This is a genomic window from Collinsella aerofaciens (assembly GCF_901212495.1).
Classification (GTDB): domain Bacteria; phylum Actinomycetota; class Coriobacteriia; order Coriobacteriales; family Coriobacteriaceae; genus Collinsella; species Collinsella aerofaciens_H.
The window spans coordinates 1-13,579 of record NZ_CAAKNY010000006.1; the positions used below are offsets into that span (position 1 = coordinate 1).

Annotated in this window: 9 protein-coding genes; 8 read left to right on the top strand and 1 reads right to left on the bottom strand. The window is 61.3% G+C overall.

Features of this window, described 5'->3' with window-relative positions; all coding sequences use genetic code 11:
- Nucleotides 1–193: 193 nt before the first annotated feature.
- The 3 genes from SFLMC1_RS00325 (at nucleotide 194) to bilS (ending at nucleotide 4,603) form a co-directional block, all read left to right on the top strand.
- Entirely contained in the window at nucleotides 194–2,065 is a 1,872-nt protein-coding gene (locus SFLMC1_RS00325) for an ABC transporter ATP-binding protein (RefSeq protein WP_226814182.1), read from the top strand.
- Nucleotides 2,066–3,925, top strand: a complete 1,860-nt coding sequence (locus tag SFLMC1_RS00330; protein WP_152073192.1) for an ABC transporter ATP-binding protein — start codon at nucleotides 2,066–2,068, stop codon at nucleotides 3,923–3,925.
- Between the two features lie 126 nt (nucleotides 3,926–4,051).
- Nucleotides 4,052–4,603, top strand: coding sequence for a flavodoxin family protein BilS (gene bilS / locus SFLMC1_RS00335; protein ID WP_152073191.1), 552 nt, complete (start codon nucleotides 4,052–4,054; stop codon nucleotides 4,601–4,603).
- A gap of 622 nt (nucleotides 4,604–5,225) precedes the next feature.
- On the opposite strand, the gene SFLMC1_RS00340 is transcribed toward bilS, so the two are convergent.
- Nucleotides 5,226–7,526, bottom strand: coding sequence for an LTA synthase family protein (locus SFLMC1_RS00340; RefSeq protein ID WP_152073190.1), 2,301 nt, complete (start codon nucleotides 7,524–7,526; stop codon nucleotides 5,226–5,228).
- Nucleotides 7,527–7,739: 213 nt separating this feature from the next.
- Here SFLMC1_RS00340 and SFLMC1_RS00345 point away from each other — a divergent pair, with 213 nt between their 5' ends.
- The 5 genes from SFLMC1_RS00345 (at nucleotide 7,740) to SFLMC1_RS00365 (ending at nucleotide 13,487) form a co-directional block, all read left to right on the top strand.
- On the top strand, nucleotides 7,740–8,612 hold the full coding sequence (locus SFLMC1_RS00345) for a nitroreductase family protein (RefSeq protein ID WP_152073189.1): 873 nt from the start codon (nucleotides 7,740–7,742) through the stop codon (nucleotides 8,610–8,612).
- Nucleotides 8,613–8,771: 159 nt separating this feature from the next.
- Nucleotides 8,772–10,799: a KUP/HAK/KT family potassium transporter gene (locus SFLMC1_RS00350; protein ID WP_152073188.1), complete on the top strand. Its 2,028-nt coding sequence runs from the start codon at nucleotides 8,772–8,774 to the stop codon at nucleotides 10,797–10,799.
- A gap of 61 nt (nucleotides 10,800–10,860) precedes the next feature.
- Nucleotides 10,861–11,031 (top strand): hypothetical protein, encoded by a 171-nt coding sequence (locus SFLMC1_RS00355; RefSeq protein ID WP_156063480.1) that lies wholly within the window; start codon nucleotides 10,861–10,863, stop codon nucleotides 11,029–11,031.
- Between the two features lie 112 nt (nucleotides 11,032–11,143).
- Entirely contained in the window at nucleotides 11,144–12,769 is a 1,626-nt protein-coding gene (locus SFLMC1_RS00360; protein ID WP_226814188.1) for a sensor histidine kinase, read from the top strand.
- Nucleotides 12,770–12,773: 4 nt separating this feature from the next.
- Complete coding sequence (locus SFLMC1_RS00365; protein ID WP_152073186.1) at nucleotides 12,774–13,487, top strand: response regulator; 714 nt, start codon at nucleotides 12,774–12,776, stop codon at nucleotides 13,485–13,487.
- The last annotated feature ends 92 nt before the right edge of the window (nucleotides 13,488–13,579 follow it).

Sequence of the window (13,579 nt, forward strand, 5' to 3'; positions counted from 1 at the left end):
CCTTGCCTTTTTCATGCCAACTTGTTCGCTTTGGGTGGCGCTCGCTGGCTTTGCCAAAACATCGACGGCTACGTGCCTTGGGCTCTAGTGACCAAGGCCCCTACATCTGTAACGAGTTGCTTACGCATCTCCAGGGTTCTCCGTACTATCATGAATCAGATTGAATAGAGATGATGATAGGGAGCGCCTTTTTATGATTGAGCTGCTCAGGCGTTTAGGTGGTAAGTATCGCCGGTATATGGTGATTGGCCCTGCATGCAAGCTGATCGAAGTGATCTTCGACCTGCTGACGCCGCTGGTGATTGCCCAGATGATCGATAAAGGTATCGGTGCGCACGACGTGAGTGCCGTCGTCCACTACGGCATGGTGCTCGCCGCCATGGCCGTTATCGGCATCTCGTTTACGCTCGTCTGCCAAAAGATGGCGGCGCTCACCTCGCAGGGCATGGGCACCGACATTCGCGGCGCTCTCTACAAGCACATCAACAAGCTGAGCTATGCTGAGCTCGATCGCTTTGGCACGCCGTCGCTCATCACGCGCATTACCAACGACGTCAACCAGGTGCAGCTTGCCGTGGCGCTGGGCGTACGTATGCTCATCCGCTGGCCTTTCCTGGCGGTGGGCTCCATGGTCGCGGCCCTTGCCATCGACCTTAAGCTCGGCATGATCTTTTTGATTTGCACGCCCGCCATCGGCCTGGTGTTTTGGTTTGTCATGGCGCGCTGCATCCCGTACTACAAACAGCTGCAGGCAAAGCTCGATCGCATCGCGCTTATTTGCCGCGAGGGACTTTCGGGCGCCCGCGTGGTCCGGGCGTTTGTGCGCGAGGGTCACGAGCGTGGGCGTTTTGCCCAGGCGGCCGATGACCAGGCGCGTGTCGCAATCGCGGTGGGCAAGCTCTCGTCGATTCTCAACCCCGTCACGTTTTTGGTGATGAACCTGGGCGTGTGCGCCATCCTGTGGGTGGGCGGCGTCCAGGTCAACGTGGGCGAGCTCACGCAGGGCCAGGTCATGGCGTTCGTCAACTACATGACGCAGACCCTGACCTCCATCGTGTATGTCGCCAACCTGGTCGTGGTCTTTACCAAGGCGAGCGCCAGTGCGTCGCGTCTCAACGAGGTGCTCAATTGCGTGCCGAGCATTACCGACGAGGGCAACCAGCCGATTGCGCTGCCCGAGCCGACCGCGATGGGCAACGCTGTTCCGGTCCCCGCGCTGAGCTTGAGCCATGCGAGCTTCTCCTTTGGCGCGGGCGCCGCCAACGCCGTCAATGACGTGACCCTGGAGCTGCCGCTGGGCAAAACGCTCGGCATTATCGGCGGCACGGGTAGCGGTAAGTCGACGCTCGTCTCGCTCATCCCGCGCCTGTACGACACGGGCGCTGGCGGCGTGAGCGTAATGGGTGCCGATGTGCGAGCCTGGCCGCTCGATCAGCTGCGCCGCGTGGTTGCGACCGTCCCGCAGCGCGCGTCGCTCGTGAGCGGCACCATCCGCAGCAACCTGACCTGGCGTGACGAGTCGGCGACCGACGAGGAGCTCTGGGCGGCGCTCGATATGGCGCAAGCGAGCGAGTTCGTGCGCAACAAGCCGCAGGGGCTCGACGCCCCGGTCGAGGCGGAAGGCAAGAACTTCAGCGGCGGTCAGCGCCAGCGCCTGACCATTGCGCGTGCCCTGGTGGGCTCGCCGCAGATTCTGATTATGGATGACTCCGCCTCGGCGCTCGACTTTAAGACCGACGCGGCGCTTCGCCACGCCATCCGCGAGCGCAGCGTACGCGGTGCCGCCGCGGGCGGGCTCCCGCTGACCACGGTGATCGTGAGCCAGCGCGTCTCGACCGTGCGCGATGCCGACGTGATCTGCGTGCTCGACCACGGCTCGGTCGCGGGCCTGGGTACGCACGACGAGCTGTACGCAAGCTGCCAACTCTATCGCGAGATTTGCCAATCGCAGCTTCGTCGCGAGGAGCTCGAGGGTCAGCAGGGGAGCGTGACGCCCGTGTCCGTCCCAAGTCCCGCGTCCGCCCCGGCTGCCCCGGAATCCACTTGCGCAAAGGAGGGCTGCTAAATGAATCCGTATACTTCTTCCGGTTCGGTCGCCACGATGACGGCCAACGTGTCCGGCAACGATAGCCTCAGCGACTTGGGTGATGGCCCGCGTCAGCCCGGCGACCCCGAGCGCTACCCCGTGAGCGTGGTAACTCGCCGCCTACTGGGCTACGTCCGTCCGCACCGCGTCTCGTTTGCGGCGTCGTTTGTGAGCGCCGCCATCTCGGTGATCTTGCAGCTCTACACGCCCATCCTCATTGGCGAGGGCATCGACCTCATCGTCGCGGCGGGTCAGGTGGACTTCGACGCCTTGCTGCCGCTTGTTACCAAACTCGCCCTCGTCGTGGTGGGGGCCGCGGCCTTCCAGTGGCTGCAAGGCTATTGCGTCAACCGCCTGTCCTACGAGACGGTGCGCGACATGCGCGTGGAGGCAAGCGACAAACTTAGCCGTATGCCGCTCAGCTTTATCGACGGCCATGCCCACGGCGACCTCATGAGCCGTGTGGTCAACGACGTCGATCAGGTGGGTGACGGCCTGCTGCAGGGCTTTACGCAGCTCTTTACCGGCGCTATTACCATCGTTGGCACGCTCGCATTTATGCTCTCCATCAACCTGACCATGACGCTTGTGGTGGTGCTCGTCACGCCGCTTTCCATCTTTGCGGCCGGTGCCATCGCCAAGCTTTCCAATAAGAGCTTCACTGCTCAACAGCGCATCCAGGGCCAACTCGGCGGTCATATCGAGGAGTATGTGGGTGAGCAAAAGCTCGTGGACGCCTTCGCCTACGGCCCGCACGCTCAACAGCGCTTCGATGTCCTCAACGCCGAGCTCTATACGGCGGGCGAGCGCGCGCAGTTTATGGGTTCGCTTTCCAACCCCGGAACGCGCTTTATCAATAACATCATCTACGCCGTGGTCGCCGTGATCGGCTGCGCGGGCGTGATCACAGGCGTGCCCGCGACGCTCACGGTGGGCGGCGTGCAGATCTTCCTGTCCTACGCCAACCAGTACACTAAGCCGTTCAACGAGGTCACGAACGTCATCACGCAGATCCAGACCGCGTACGCCTCGGCGCGCCGCATGTTCGCGTTGCTCGATGCGTGCGAACAGGAGCCCGACGCTGTGGATGCCATTGAACTCGCCGCCCCGAAGGGCGAGGTTTCGTTTGAGCATGTGGACTTTAGCTATGTGCCCGATCGCAAACTGTTGCAGGATATCTGCATCGACGCCAAGCCCGGTATGCGCATTGCCCTCGTCGGTCCCACGGGCTGTGGCAAGACGACGCTCATCAACCTGCTGCTACGCTTTTACGATATCGATGCTGGGCGCATCGCGGTCGATAGTCGCTCCTCGCGTGACTACACGCGTGCGAGCCTGCGCCGCGCCTTTGGCATGGTGCTGCAGGACACCTGGCTGTTTGAGGGCACGGTGGCCGAAAACATTGCCTACGGTTGCCCCGATGCCACGCGCGAGCAGATTGTCGAGGCCGCCAAGCGCGCTCATGCGCATAAGTTTATCGTGCAGCTGCCAGGCGGCTACGATACGGTGATCGGCGAGGGCGGCGGCACGTTTAGCCAGGGTCAAAAACAGCTGCTGTGCATCGCGCGCGTCATGCTCACCGACCCGGCCATCTTGCTGCTGGACGAGGCGACCTCGAGCATCGATACCCGCACCGAGCTGCAGGTGCAGGCGGCATTCGACGAGCTCATGGCTGGCCGCACCAGCTTTGTCGTGGCACACCGCCTGTCGACGATTCGCAACGCCGATTGCATCCTGGTAATGCGCGATGGCGAGATTATCGAGCGCGGCACGCACGATGAACTGCTCGCGACAGGCGGCTTTTACGCCGAGCTCTACCGCAGCCAATTCGCCCAGTAAGCAAGACGTGGGGCAAATGAATCAATCGGCAGACGGTGGTTTACATCTGCCACGTTAGTACTAAGATATTCATCTAATAAATTGCATTAGTGGCTTTAGTTTTGGGGGAAACGAGGCAACGTGACTATGACGTGCTCTTTGGTGGTCAACAGCAAGAGCGGTAATACCAGGATGGTTTCGGGCGCGATCAAGCGCGCCCTACAGGCTGCGGGTGTCGAGTTTGTCCATGCCGCGGCGTTGAGCGACGATGCGGATGCAGATCAGGTTGCACTCGAGGCGCAGGGCGCCTGCGCGGCCGACATGGTGCTCGTCGGTTTTTGGTGCGACAAGGGCGCATGCACGCCTTCGGTCGCGGCGTTGCTCTCCGCCTTGCACGGCAAGCGCGTCTTTCTGTTTGGTACCTGCGGTTTTGGTGCCAATCAGAAATATTACCAGCAGATTATCGATCGTGTGACCTCCAATTTGGCCGATGATGCCGAGCTGGTGGGCTGGGCAATGTGCCAGGGCAAGATGGGTCCCGCGGTCAAGCAACGCTACGAGGCCATGCTCGAGCAGGATCCCGACAACGCCCGCGCTAAGTTGCTGCTCGACAACTGGGTCGCCGCAAAGGACCATCCCACTAAGGGGGATTTGGACAATATGGCGGCAGCCGCCAAGAAGGCCGTACTGGGCGAGTAGCTCGCTGCTCGTGGTGCCGAGCGTCCTATAATACAAGTGTGAAAGCCTCGAAATTCTCGAGGCTTTTTTCTTGACACTCGTGGGTGCAACCGTGGCAAGCGTTTGGGGTGACATTTTATATCACCCCGATGACGAGGCCGTCTTGGACGGCACGCTCGCATGCGCTCGCTGGATGTATTCAGAGTGGGACGGGCTTTCCGGATGGGCGGGCTCTCGGAAACTGTGTCCCGGAATTAAGGCTTGGAATGGGATGCACTTTCCGGTTGAGAGCCTTAGCGGAAAGTGCGACCCGGAATTTACTCTTGAAGTGGGATGCGCTTTCCCAACAGGCCCTCAAGCGGAAACTGCATCCCACTCCGAACGTGAATTCTGGGACACGGTTTCCGGATGCAAAAAAGGCCACATGACGTGGCCTTCAACTTATATATGTTGCGGATGCTCTCATGAAAAGCCGCGCCTCAACACCGAGGCGTCTGCCCGAGCGGCGCGGAACGTAAGGTTCATCGCGAGTTCCGCACGAGCCGGAGAGCACTTAATGTGCTCTCCGTGCGAGCGGGATTGTCCGAGCAGGGAACCTTACGTTCCGCGCCGCCCGGGCAGACGAACCAGTTAAGACGTGCTGCTACTTGATCTTGGTTGTACCCGGCGCCAGGTTGGGGTCGGTCTCGTTGGCCTCGGTCTGGAAGTGCTCGGTGTACACGTTCTTGCCGTCGCGGAACATCTCGTAGTACTGCATCTTGGCGTAATCCTCGCGTGCCTTGGTGGCGGCAGCGGCGGCGGCGTCGTCACCGGTGACGTTGGAGGAAAGCGCCCAGCGCAGGCTGGCGTCCTCGTAGCCCACGGAGTTGATGGCGGGCAGCGACTCGCGCAGCGTCATATGCGCCTTTTGATAGTCGGAAAGCGGGGCGCCGATCAGCTGCATCAGCTGGGTGGACAGGTAGTTGGTGGACAGGTCGTCGACCTCACTCGTCTGGTTGCAACCGGCAACGTCGTAGTTGGCCCAGATGATGTAGTCGGTCTGCCACAGACGTTCCTGGTGCGTGGCATCGTCCTCGCCGGTAAACCACTTGTCATTGAACTTGGACGGGAAGAACGGCTGGTGATCGCCCCAGAACACCACGACCACCTTGCGATCGAGCTTGCTCAGGGCGTTGAGGAAGTAGCGTAACGCCTGGTCGGACTGCTCGATGCACGAGACATACTCGTCGACATCGGAGAGCGTGCCGTCCTCGACGGTCTTAGCGTCCAGGTCGGTCGTGTCGATATTCAGGTGCATCTGCTTGTCAACCGGCACCAGACCCGTGTCGTAGCCCGAGTGGTTCTGCATGGTCACATCGAAGATGAACTGCGGATCGGCGTTCTGGTCGAGCAGCTCCAGAATCTTGTCGTAGGTCGCCTGGTCGGTCACCATGCCGCGCAGGGTATCGGCGCCCTGGAAATCGTTGATGGACAGGAACTTGTCAAAGCCAAAGTCCTTATAGACGTTCTCGCGGTTCCAGTTGGTGGCGTGGTTGGGGTGCATGGCCGTGGTGGAATATCCGAGCGACTTGAACTGCTCGGCAAGATTCTCGGTCGTCTCCATGTTGTAGATGGTATAGGGATAGACGCCCGACCCCAGGTTGGCCATGGAGTTACCGGTCATAAACTCAAACTCGGTATTGGCGGTGCCGCCGCCGTAGGCGCTCACGTAGAGCTTGCCGCGGCTGAGGCAGTTGGACAGGCTCTTAAAGTACTGCGGACCCTCGTAGCCGGCGTGCATGTTCTGGTAGATGGATAGGTCCGAGAAAGTCTCGTTCATGATGGCGATGACCGTGGGCTTCTCGCTGTCGAACTGCTCCTTTGCGGCGGTGCGCTCGTTGCTCTTGGCGGCGTCGGACTTGTCGTAGGCCTTGGCGTACTTTTTGAGCGTGGCCTTGGCATCGTCGACGGAGTAGTCGGCGGGTTTGGGCGGCTTGATGGACTGCGCTGCGCTAATGAAAGCGGGCAGGTAGCCCTCGCGCCAGTAGCTCTCGAGCGGACGCCAGGTGTAGACGGTGATGCCGAGGGTGTTGTAGTAGTCGACGAGCGTGACATGTGCGGTCACGCCGCCCAGGCACAGCACAGCCACGAGCAGGTTGGTGAGCAGCATACGCTTGGCGTTGGCGGCACCCTTCTGACGGTGCGGTGCTGCCAGGCCGGCGTACTCGCACAGCAGCATGGCGATGGCGGTAAAGCCCATGGACAACACGCAGAACAGCGAGATCGAGAAGGTGTAGCCGTTGCCGGCGACCGCGGCGGCGGTGGAGATGGCCGAAAGGTCACCCGGCTGGATGGGCATGGATTTAAACGTGATGACGAAGAACTCGGCAATGCCCAGGATAAAGAGGGCAAAGGCTAGGGCCGCGGGAGCTGCGCCGTGGCGCTGGAATAGGAAGAACAGGCCGGTCATGAGCGTGGTGATGATGGCCCACTCGAGCAGGATGCACAGGGGGTAGACCCAGGTAAAGTCGTGGTTGGACGAGACCTCCATGCCCAGCAGCGCAAAGACGCCGGCGAGCAGCAGGCACAAGACGGCGGCGACGAGCGGGCGGCCCACAAAGGCACCGCGCAGGCGGGCGAGCTTGCCGGTGGGTGCGGGGGCGTCGGTAGCAGCGAACGCGAAAACGCGCGGGGCGATGCGGTCGCGGGCGATGCTGGCCCAAGCGCAGCCGGTGAGAATGGCATTGGTCAGGATGAGCATCACAAAGGCGAGCGGCTCGTTTTGGGCGACGAGGCCCACGGCGCCCCAAATAGTCAAAAAGACCTGGAACAGACCGAAGGCGACGCTCCAGGCGATAGCGCCCTTGGCAACGGTGCCCGACTGTGCCTTGACGGTCTTGATCTCACATAAAACAAAGTGGACGGTCGCCGCAAGACCGACGAGCGAGATAGCGGCTGCAAACATGCTCAGACTCCTCACAAACTTAAAACCTACGAAAGCGGGGGGGGGTACCCGATTGTTACCAAGCTATGCGCCGCATTTGGTGGCTGCACACAACCAGCCATATTAACGCGCGCATGTGGCAGTGTTGCGCAATGTAGTGGCGACCTGCGCGATAATGGACGGGAATTACACGGAAACGTAAAGGCTCCTTAAAGAAATGGCGAGGGTAGGGCGATGAGTGAGCAGGGTTGCAAGGCGGACGTGGGCGGCGACGGAGCTGCGGTCGTGGATACGTGCGGCTATCCGGTCGAGACTACGGGCAATGCGGTGCTGGACATTTTGGAGCACCGTTCGTCCACGCGCGCTTTTGCGCGCGATGACAACGACCGTCCCGTAGCGGTGACCGACGAGCAGCGGGCGGCGATCTTACATGCGGCGAGTCGCGCACCGTCGGCGGGCGCCATGATGATGTATTCCATCGTGAGCATTCGCGAGCAGGCCAGGCTGGACCGTCTGGCCGACCTGTGCGACCATCAGCCCATGATCGCCAAGGCGCCCTGGGCACTTATATTTGTAGTCGACTATGCCAAGTGGATCGATCTGTTTGAGCATGTGGGCTGCTTTGAGCCCGAGTTTGTAGAGCGCGCGGGCAAGTCGCCCCGTCGTGCGCCGGGTCTGGGCGACTTTGCCATCGCGGCGCAGGATGCCGTGATCGCCGCCCAAAACGCCGTGGTTGCCGCCGAGGCCCTGGGACTGGGGAGCTGCTATATCGGCGATGTCATCGAGAACGCCGAGGAAGTTGCCGCGCTGCTGGATTTGCCGCCCTATACCATGCCGCTGTCGATGCTCATCATCGGCACGCCCCGAAAGGAGCGTCCGGCGATCGCGCATCCCGTGGTGAACCTGGTGCACGAGGAGCGCTACCGCCGTGCGGATACCGCGACTATGGATGCGCAGGTGGCCGAGATGGATGCGATGTTTCGCCCGCACGCCCGCGAGGTGGGCGAGCGCGTGGTGGATATCTACACCCGCAAACATACCAGTCCCTTTATGGCCGAGATGGGCCGCTCCATGGAATGGTGGTTCAAAAACTGGCTTGGAAAATGACGGATGCGACAAAGGGACTGTCCCTTTGTCGCATCCCATATCACCGCGGTGACCTAAAGGCCGTATAAATGTTTGTCTAGCTGGGAAAACGGTGCCATGCAAACATGGGCCGATTACCTATAATCCCCTCGAACGTTAAAGTTGGGAGGAAACCGGCTTATGGAACAAAAGGCCAAGGAGGCAGCTTCGCACGCTGCGATTCCTGTGAGCATCTCGGCGATGCTCGTCACGCTGGGCGTGGTGTATGGCGATATCGGCACCAGCCCCATGTATGTAACCAAGGCGCTCGTCGCCGGCAACGGCGGCATCGGAAGCGTCACGGAGGAGTTCGTGCTCGGCGCGCTCTCCCTTGTCGTGTGGACGGTCACGCTGCTGACGACCGTCAAGTACGTGCTGATCTCGCTTCGCGCCGACAACCACGGTGAAGGCGGCATCTTTGCCCTGTACAGCCTGGTCAAGCGTTGTGGCAAGTGGCTCATCATCCCCGCTATGCTGGGCGGCGCCGCGCTGCTCGCCGATGGCATCCTCACGCCTGCCGTTACCGTGACTACGGCTATCGAGGGTCTACGCACCATCCCGGCGGTTCATGCCGTGCTCGGTGACGACCAGGGCCGCGTTGTCGCCATCACGCTCGCCATCATCATCGTACTCTTCTTGGTGCAGCGCATCGGCACGGCCAAGATCGGCCGCGCCTTTGGTCCCATCATGACGCTGTGGTTTTTGTTCCTGGGCGGTACGGGCCTGTTCTTTGTCCTTCAGCATCCCACGGTGCTGCTGTGCCTCAATCCGCTGCGTGGCATCGGCTTTCTGCTGAGCCCCAACAACCATGCGGGCATCATGATCTTGGGCAGCTGCTTCCTCGCCACCACCGGTGCCGAGGCGCTCTACTCCGACATGGGCCATGTGGGGCGCGGCAATATCTACGCTACCTGGCCGTTCGTTAAGTGCTGCCTGCTGCTGTCCTACATGGGCCAGGGCGCGTGGCTCATCAACAACGCCGGCAACCCGGAGCTCATGGGTATCGCCGACCTCAACCCCTTCTACCAGATGCTCGCCCCGGGCCTGCGTCCCTTTGCCGTCGGCCTTTCCACCGTCGCGGCCATCATTGCCTCGCAGGCTCTCATCACCGGCGCCTTCTCGCTGGTATCCGAGGCCAGCCGCCTGGACCTCATGCCTCACATGCAGGTCTTCTATCCTGCCGAGACCAAGGGCCAGCTCTACATCCCCATGGTCAACAACGTCATGCTCGTGGGCTGCGTCATCGTGGTGCTGCTGTTCCAGAACTCGGCGCACATGGAGGCCGCATACGGTCTGGCCATTACGCTCACCATGATGTGCACGACGCTGCTGCTCTTCTTCTATCTGCACGTGGAGCGCAAGCTCAAGGTTGCGCCGTGGATCTTCGTCGCATTCTTCCTCATGCTCGAGGGCTTCTTCTTTGTGAGCTCGCTCACCAAGTTCTTCCATGGCGGCTACTTCACCATCCTTATGGCCGCGCTCATCATGAGCATCATGGTGTGCTGGTACAACGGCACGGCGGTCGAGCAGCGCCAGTTTACGCTGCTGCCGCTGCGCAGCTACCTGCCGCAGCTCAAGCGCCTGCGCGACGACGACCGTTACGAGCGCCTGAGCGACAACATCGTGTACCTGACCAAGGACACTAACACCGACTATATCGACCGCGATATCGTCTACTCGATCTTGGACAAGCACCCCAAGCGCGCTCGCGCCTGGTGGTTCGTGAACGTCGAGACCATGGACGAGCCGTATACGTTTGCCTATTCGGTCGAGACGTTCGATACCGACTACGTCTTCCGCGTGCATCTGTACCTGGGCTATAAGGTCAACCAGCGCGTCAATGCTTACCTGCGTCAGGTCGTTCAGGACCTTGCCGCCACCGGTGAGCTGCCGCCGCAAAAGCACGACTACTCGGTCTACAAGGACCCGGGCAACATCGGTACGTTCAAGTTCGTCATGATCCGCAAGCTGCTGGCGCCCGAGAGCGACGTGGAGCCCAGCGAGCGCACGGCCATTACGCTCAAGTACATCATCCGCCGCGCCGCCGGCACGCCCGCGCGTTGGTACGGCCTAGAGAACTCCAACGTGAGCTTTGAGTACGTGCCGCTGTTCACCAAGTTCAAGGCCGTGAACAAGATGCAGCGCCTGGCTCCCAACGAGCGCCCGTAGTCGCCAGCGGGCTACACGGAGTTGATCATCGATGGATGAAATGAAAGCCGGGGAGGTAAACATGGATGCAAGGACACTTGATGTGCGCGAGGCGGGTATCGACGCCGCCGAGGACCAGTTCTTTACGAACCGAGCCAACATGGATATTGCCGATCGCGTGATCTCAGTTGTGGCGTTGGTATTTGCCGCAGCGTGCGTATGTGCCCTGCTCGCGCACGTGCTGTTTGTCTAGCGACCGCAGGTTGTAAAGGCTTTACACTAGGAACCACCACGAGGGAAAACCACCACAAAGGTGCCTGTCCCCTTCGTGGTGGTTTTTGTTTTTGAGGGAGGGCGCGGTGTCGATGGATGTTCGCTCGGATGGCGATCTTGCCGACAGTTTTTGGTGGAGGCGCTCGACGCAGACGCGGCGCGGCCCTCTGTACGACACCTGCGTGGTGGCGGGGTTGCTCGCGGCCGCGACGGTTGTCGGCGCGGTGCTCGACCGCCCCGGTCTTGCCCCGAGCATCATGATTGTGTATGTGCTTGCGGTGCAGCTGTGCGCATTTTTTACCTGGAGCCGCCTGTACTGTCTGCTGAGCTCTGCCGCCGCCGTTTCGCTCTACAACTTTTTGTTTATCGAGCCACGTTATTCCTTAACGCTTATCGACCACATCCATCCGGGCATGTTTTTCATCATGTTCGTGGTCTCGCTCGTGTCAAGCTCGATCGCTCTGGCCCTGCGCCGCGCCCTGGCGCAGGCCGCGGCAAGCGATCGCCGCACGCAGATGGTGCTCGAGACCAATCGCATGTTGCAGCGCTGCGCCGACGAGCAGCAGATTGTGCATGCTGTGGCTACGCAGCTGGCGCGTCTTTCGGGCTGTCCGGTCGTGTGGTACAGCGCCGACGCCGAGGGCGATGACCTGCTGCCGCGCGCGACGTATACGGCCGTGGGCGATGCCGCGTCGCTGCATCAGCTGGCACCCCAGATGCCGCCGCTGCTCTCGGCTTCGGTCTACGTGGGAACACCGCTCGACGCCACCTTTGGTGGCTCGGCGTTCTACGGTATATACCTGACGGTGCGCTCGGGCGACACCATGGTACGTGCGGGCGATCCCGCCTCGGTGGTGGGGGTGCTCGCTATTGTCGCCGAGTCCGATGCTCTGTCCTCCGAGGAGCGGACTCTTGCCGATGCTATCGTGAGCGAAGGCGAGCTGGCACTCGATCGTGCCCGCGCCATGGAGGCCCGCGAGGAGGCGGCGGTGCTCGCCAAGAACGAGCAGCTGCGCGCCAACCTGCTGCGCTCCATCTCGCATGATCTGCGCACGCCGCTCACCAGTATCTCGGGTAACGCCGATGTGCTGCTCGACCAGGGCTCGACCGGCACTGCGGTGCTCGATGCCCAGACGCGCCGCAGCATGCTGCTGTCCATTCGCTCTGATGCGCAATGGCTCAACGCCACCGTCGAGAACCTGCTCGCCATCACCAAACTCGAAGGCGGCGGCATGCATCTGTCAACGACGCTCGAGCTCATGGACGATATCGTCGAGGAGGCGCTGCGCCATGTGAACCCGGCCGTGCGCGAGCACGACCTTAAAGTGGTGGCGTGTGATGAGCCGGCGCTGGTCAATGTCGATGCGCGTCTGATGGTGCAGCTGGTGGTGAATCTGGTGAATAACGCCATCACCTATACGCCCGCAGGCTCGCATATCGTGATTTCGATTGGCGTCGACGATGGATGCGTGGCGTGCTCGGTGGCCGATGACGGCCCGGGCATTGCGCCCGAGGATCGCGAGCGCATCTTTGAGTCGTTCTACACCGCCAACCACGGTCTTGCCGACAGCCACCGCAGCGTGGGCCTGGGTCTTTCGCTCTGCCGCTCCATTGCGCTGGCACATGGCGGTAGCATAGAGGTTGCCGCGGCGGACCCGCACGGTTCGGTCTTTACGATTGAGCTTCCCGCCGCCGACGTTTCGTTTGATAAGGAGTAGCGCTGTGCCGAACTCTGCCGTAAAACCGCTCATCTTGGTCGTTGAGGACGACCCCGCCGTCCGCAATCTTATCGTTGCCGCGCTCGAGGCGCACGGCTTGCGCCATATGGCTGTGGAGACCGCCCATGCCGCCATCGCCGCCGCCTCGTCGCAGGCACCGAGCATTGTACTGCTCGATCTGGGTCTGCCCGATATGGACGGCGTCAAGGTGGTGGAGTCGGTGCGCGCATGGTCGGGCATGCCGATCATCGTGGTCTCGGCGCGCAGCGAGGACGCGGACAAGATTCGCGCGCTCGATGCCGGCGTCGACGACTATCTGACCAAGCCGTTTTCGGTCGAGGAGCTGCTCGCTCGTATTCGCACGACGCTCAGGCGCCTCTCGTATGCGCAGGTTGGCATGGGTGCGTCCGAGGGCTCGTTCGATACCGGTGAGCTGCATATCGATTTTGATGCCGGCATCGCCACGATGGATGGCGAGGAGTTGCACCTGACGCCGATCGAGTACAAGTTGCTGTGCCTGTTGGCCCATAACGCCGACAAGGTGCTGACGCACCAGTTTATCTTGCACGAGATTTGGGGCACGGCAACTAAGAGCGACCTGGCGAGCCTGCGTGTCTTTATGGGCACGCTGCGTAAGAAGATCGAGTCCGACCCCGCACATCCGCGCTATATCCAAACGCACGTGGGTATCGGGTACCGATTGGTTACCCAAGGGTAGATCGCCAACCGCCATCCCACTATGAGTTGCGGTGAAATACGGTCTAAATCTGCCTAATTCCAGGCAAAACAGTCCGTATTCCACCGCAACTT